At 60.2% G+C, this 3,968-nt stretch carries 2 protein-coding genes; both read left to right on the plus strand.

The window, feature by feature from the left end; translation table 11 throughout:
- Positions 1-247 precede the first annotated feature (247 nt).
- Positions 248-1,162, plus strand: a complete 915-nt coding sequence (locus F1735_RS32735) for an REP-associated tyrosine transposase (RefSeq protein ID WP_167241080.1) — start codon at positions 248-250, stop codon at positions 1,160-1,162.
- A 794-nt stretch (positions 1,163-1,956) separates the two neighbouring features.
- Entirely contained in the window at positions 1,957-3,777 is a 1,821-nt protein-coding gene (locus F1735_RS32740) for a S8 family serine peptidase (RefSeq protein WP_167241082.1), read from the plus strand.
- Positions 3,778-3,968 lie beyond the last annotated feature (191 nt).

The raw sequence follows: 3,968 nt of genomic DNA on the forward strand, positions 1-3,968 counted from the left end.
GCGAACCGTTCTAACCGCACGATCAAAAACAGCGCCGTGGCCGGCGCTGTCAAGACGCTAAAATCGCTCGGGGTAGGACCATCGTTTTACGTGAAAACCGGGCCATCAACTCGCGTGATCACACTCAGTGTCAGGTCTGACATTCGGACACGGCCTCATCCGCTCGAACCACGCGTCATCAGAAAAATGTGGCTGGACCCTGCGAGTGCTCATGCATTGTGCAAAAAACCGCTGTTAGAGTCTTTGCATGACCAGACCGCTCAGACTCGAATTTCCTGGTGCCCTCTATCACGTGACTGCACGGGGAAATCGGCGCCATCCCATCTATCTGGATGACGCTGACCGCCGTGCGTGGTTCGGCGCGTTGCGCGACGCCTGCGCACGCAGCAACTGCGTGGTGCATGCCTACTGCCAGATGAACAATCACTTTCATCTGCTTATCGAAACGATTGACGGCAATCTTTCTGCAGCGATGCGCCAGCTCAACGGCAATTTTTCGCGCGGCTTCAACCGTCGCCATAATACTGTCGGGCATTTGTTCCAAGGACGTTATCACGCTGTTCTGGTTCAAAAGGAAAGCTACTTATTGGAGCTTGCACGCTATATCGTGCTCAACCCGGTGCGCGCGGGACTTGTTGCCTTGCCTCAGGATTGGGAGTGGAGCAGCTATCGTTGGATGCGCGCCGATGCTGACGCGCCGTCCTGGCTCGACACGCAGGGGCTGCTGAACCAGTTCGGCTCGACGCCGGCTATGGCGGTTGCAGCGTACCGCGACTTTGTCGCACGCGGAATGGGCGCGGAGAATCCGCTGAAAAGTGCGCGGCATGCCCTGCTTTTAGGTGAGTCTTTAGCGATGGAAAATTTTCATAGTGCGGAACATAGCGTGCCATCAGAAATAGTCAGATTGCAGCGCGGTATCTCGTCGATGTCACTGACGCAATACCAGAGCCAATTTGCCGAGCGCGACGAGGCTATGGCGCGAGCGTTTTGGAGCACCGTGTTTACGATGAAGCAGATCGGTCTACATTTCGGGGTGTCGTACAAGACCGTTAGCCGGGCGGTGCAGCGATATGCGGCGCAGTTGCAGTCGGAAGTTTGCAAGGGCAACGAAATAGGAATGCCAAACGTACAAGCGACGCGTTTCACTGAGGATGATTGCTGAGAAATCGGATCAGCTCGTGTCCGAATGTCAGACCTGACACCGGGGTGGACACCGGGGTAAGCCCAAAGCCGCGAGCGATCGCGGCTTTTTACGTCCACGGAGTAAGAATTCGCTGAAGATTGTAGGATAAATACGTGCCAATCTGTCAGAGTGGGGATCCGTTTTAGGTAAGCCAACATCGTACCGGCCTGTGGGACCAGACGCCGGGCGCCCTCCCCGGGGACCGCTTGTTTTCCGCAGCGTAGCGGCCTTCCCATAGCGGAAAACCTGCGGCTTGGGCCGGTGCGGAGCCCACTTTCCAGGCGCATCGCCGCCCTTGTTATCCGCTGATAAACCCGTCCTCGTCCGTATGAGCCTGCCTGAACTTTTGGCAGAGTCCAGCGGTCTACAGCCTATTCACGGTAGCACAGGAAATTGTTCTGGATCATTCATCCGACCTCGTCCTTACGGGGCGAGTTGCAATGTTCATTGCTTGTCAAAAACTGTTCATTTTTAGACAATTATCAGTCGAATGTTCAGAAATAGACAAATATGAACAAGTTTGCATTTGGGAAAAAGCAAAGATTGCCGAATTAACTTTGCCCGCAGAAATATTTTTGGCTTTTTGTGTTGCGAAACAGCCGAATCCTGTTAGAAATTTCCAAAAATCGACATGAATCCAAGTAATGTACAACGCTCGCTGACAAAAGGCGGGGCTACGTTGCAGAACAACGTGGAGACAATGGGACGGCGACGGCCACGCGCTGCCGACGATCCCTTTATAAAATGTTCATCGGAAAACTTAAGGAACGACAATGAAGCATTCGCAATCGAAGTACCCATCCTTTCTGACATTCTGCGCCGCCGCCGTGATCACGGTCGGCCCGGTGTTTGCCCACGCCAGCGTGCTCGATATTGAGTCGAACGCGAAGATTGCCCCGGCAGCGACGAGCACCGACCGCATGATCGTCAAGTACAAGGAAACCGGCCCTGTCGTGCCGGGCGCAGCCCTCCGGGCCGCGCCGAGCAAGGAACGCCTGGCGATCGTCCAGCGTTCGGGCCAGCAGTTCGGCCTGACCATGCAAGCCTTGCACACCACCGCCAATGGCGCCCAGATTCTCAAGCTCGACAAGAAGATGGACGTCAAGGACGTGGCCGCCATCGCCAAGGACCTGATGGAGCGCGACGCCAGCATCGAGTACGCCGAGCCGGACCGCATCATGCAGCCGCTGTACACCCCGAACGATCCGCGCTACGCGGAGCAGTGGCACTACGGCGACACCACCGGCGGCCTGCGCCTGCCGGCGGCCTGGGACCTGGCGACCGGCTCCGGCGTCGTCGTTGCCGTCATCGATACGGGCTTCCGTCCGCACGCCGACCTGGCCGGACAGTTTGTCCAGGGTTACGACTTTATCACCGACACCACCATCGCCAACGACGGCAATGGCCGTGACAGCGATGCCAGCGATCCGGGCGACGCAGTCGTCGCCGGCGAGTGCGGCAATGGCCGTCCGCTGCAGGCGCAAAATTCGAGCTGGCACGGCACCCACGTGGCCGGCACCATCGCCGCCAAGACCAACAACAGCCTGGGCGTGGCTGGCGTGGCGTTCAACGCCAAGGTCCTGCCGCTGCGCGTGCTGGGCAAATGCGGCGGTTACACGTCCGACATCGCCGATGCGATCACCTGGGCCTCGGGCGGCACCGTTTCCGGCGTGCCGGCCAATGCCAACAAGGCGCGCGTGATCAACATGTCGCTCGGCGGCGGTGGCGCTTGCGACACCACGACCCAGAACGCCATCAACGGCGCCCGTTCGCGCGGCACCGTGGTGATCGTGGCCGCCGGTAACGACAACGTTAACGTCAGCAACGCCAGCCCGGCCAACTGCTCGGGCGTGATTGCGATTGCCGCAACCAACAAGGCGGGCGGCCGCGCGTCGTACTCGAACTACGGCACCCTGATCGACGTGGCGGCGCCTGGTGGCGACACCGGCGGCCTGATCCTGTCGACCCTGAACGCCGGCGCCGGCGCGCCAGGCGCAGACAGCTACGCCAGCTATGCCGGTACCTCGATGGCGACCCCGCACGTCGCTGGTGTTGCCGCGCTGATGCTGTCGAAGAACCCGGCACTGACGCCGGATGAGATCGAAAGCAAGCTGAAGTCGACCGCACGCGCCTTCCCGGCCACCTGCAACAGCTGCGGCACGGGGATCGTCGATGCGCTGGCGGCCCTGAAGTCGGTCACCGGCGGCACCACGCCGCCAACCGGCACCACCATCAACGAAACGGAAGCGAACAACGCGACCGCAACGGCGAACGCGGTGACGGTCAGCGGCACGGTTGTTAAAGCTAACATGGGTTCGACCACCGACTCCGACTACTTCGTGGTTCAACTGCCAGCGGGTAAAACCCTGTCGGCGGTCATGACGATCGGCAGCAGCACCGCCGACTACGATCTGTATGCCTACAACAGCGCGGGCACGCAGGTGGCGGCGAGCGAAAACGGCGCCGGCGTGGCCGACAGCCTGAGCACCGCCAACACCGGCACCACCACCGCCACCCGTTATGTCCGCGTGAAGTACTACGACGGCGGCACGGGCGCCACCAGCGGCGCGTACTCGCTGAAACTGTCGTGGTAATGTAAGTGACTGCGGCGGCCTGGCCGCCGCATGACAAAGGGGACGACCGGCTTGCCGCTCGTCCCTTTTTTTACGTGCGCCCAGCATGGGCGCACTCTTGGAGGTGCAAGTCCTCCCGCAAGCTGACCACAGTGAGCGAAGTGAAGCGCAACTGCGGAAGGGCGACCGACTGTGGGGAGGAAGCGTGGAGC

This window comes from Massilia genomosp. 1 (assembly GCF_011682185.1).
In the GTDB taxonomy this organism is placed as follows: Bacteria; Pseudomonadota; Gammaproteobacteria; order Burkholderiales; family Burkholderiaceae_D; genus Telluria_A; species Telluria_A rubra.